This is a genomic window from Vibrio sp. Vb0888 (assembly GCF_033338835.1).
Classification (GTDB): domain Bacteria; phylum Pseudomonadota; class Gammaproteobacteria; order Enterobacterales; family Vibrionaceae; genus Vibrio; species Vibrio alginolyticus.
Window position 1 is genome coordinate 1 of sequence record NZ_JAWOTL010000132.1, and the last position, 1,387, is coordinate 1,387.

A 1,387-nucleotide genomic window follows, 5' to 3' on the forward strand; every position below is an offset into this window, starting at 1 on the left:
ATAAATTGGTTTCTATCGAGATGATTGAAGCCGTGGGGAAACAGTTCTTAGCTTCCTACATCAAAAAGTGCGAGTCGTTATTAAAGCCTAGCGGCCTGATGGCTATCCAAGCGATTACGATTGCGGACCAGCGCTACGACTATTACAGCAACAATGTCGATTTTATTCAGAAATACGTTTTCCCTGGTGGTTTCTTGCCATCGGTGACGTCTTTGACACAAGCGACCACTAAGCACAGTGATTTGGTGGTTCGTGATTTGTTTGACATCGGCCTAGACTACGCAAAAACACTGAATGAGTGGCATCGCCGTTTTAACCGCGCAGAGGATGCTGTGCGAGGGTTTGGGTACGATGACCGGTTTGTCCGCATGTGGCGTTATTACCTTAGTTATTGTGAAGGCGGTTTTCTTGCTCGTACGATCAGCGCCGTTCACATGACTTTCCAGCGCCCATAACAATTATGAGAGTGTTGATTGCGTCCACTTGGTTTCAACTGTGCTGGTTTATTGCTTTTCTTGGTACGTTTGAGTGGCAATGGTTGATGATGATACTGGCGTTGGCGACCTTGGTGTATTCCATTCTGACGGCGTTTCACTCGGTGAAAGCGATCTCCTTTGTCACCTTTTTCGGGCTAGTTCTCGATACGCTAAATCAACACTTCTCGCTTTTGGTTTTCCCTACCCCTTGGCTCCCTGTGTGGTTGATTGGTCTATGGGTATTGTTTGCATGGTATGCCTACCAACTGAAAGTGCTTTTGCACCGCTTCGCCAAAATCCACGTATCAATATTAGGTGGGCTTGGAGGAATGCTCAGTTACTTTGCTGGCTACAAGCTTCAAGCGGTAGAGTTTGGATTCGATACAAGTATTACGTTACTAGCCTTGTTTGTTGAGTGGTTGGTGTTAATGCTGGTGATTCTCAAGGTGTATGACAATGGCAAGCTTAAAGAGAAAACTCCTAAGGGGTATGGGTAGCGGTATCTTGTTTGTGTTTGCAGTGGGCGCAATACCTTCGCAGGCACAAGATATAGGGAGCACTGACAGACTGAATGTAGAAAACTGGCAGGAATGGGAAACAGTCGGCGAAGCGCAGCTCACTTGGTTTGTGTTTGATATTTATCGATCTCGCCTAAAAGCACCCAATGGGCAATACCTAGTTTCTACGGATGTTTCTCCGCATCCATTTGCTTTAGAGATCAACTATCAACGAGACATAAGCAAGCAGCAGTTGCTTGAGGTGACGGAGGAACAGTGGCAAAAACTGGGCTTCCCTAAGTCGAGCCGCCAACAATGGATTACCCAATTGAGCTTTATCTTCCCAAGTATCAAAAATGGCGATGAACTGACCTACGTCACTGATGGAGATAAGGGACAGATCATCTATCGCCA

General features: G+C 46.2%; 3 protein-coding genes. All 3 read left to right on the plus strand.

Going from position 1 to position 1,387, the window contains the following annotated elements; genetic code table 11:
• A partial coding sequence (locus R7P72_RS24425; protein ID WP_318110886.1) for a class I SAM-dependent methyltransferase occupies positions 1–455 on the plus strand: 455 nt, incomplete at its 5' end.
• A gap of 5 nt (positions 456–460) precedes the next feature.
• The gene (locus R7P72_RS24430) at positions 461–973 is read left to right on the plus strand and encodes a DUF2878 domain-containing protein (protein WP_318110887.1); all 513 of its coding nucleotides are present in this window, start codon (positions 461–463) and stop codon (positions 971–973) included.
• On the plus strand, positions 933–1,387 hold a 455-nt coding region (locus R7P72_RS24435; protein ID WP_411912901.1), incomplete at its 3' end, for a hypothetical protein. The genes R7P72_RS24430 and R7P72_RS24435, both read left to right, overlap by 41 nt.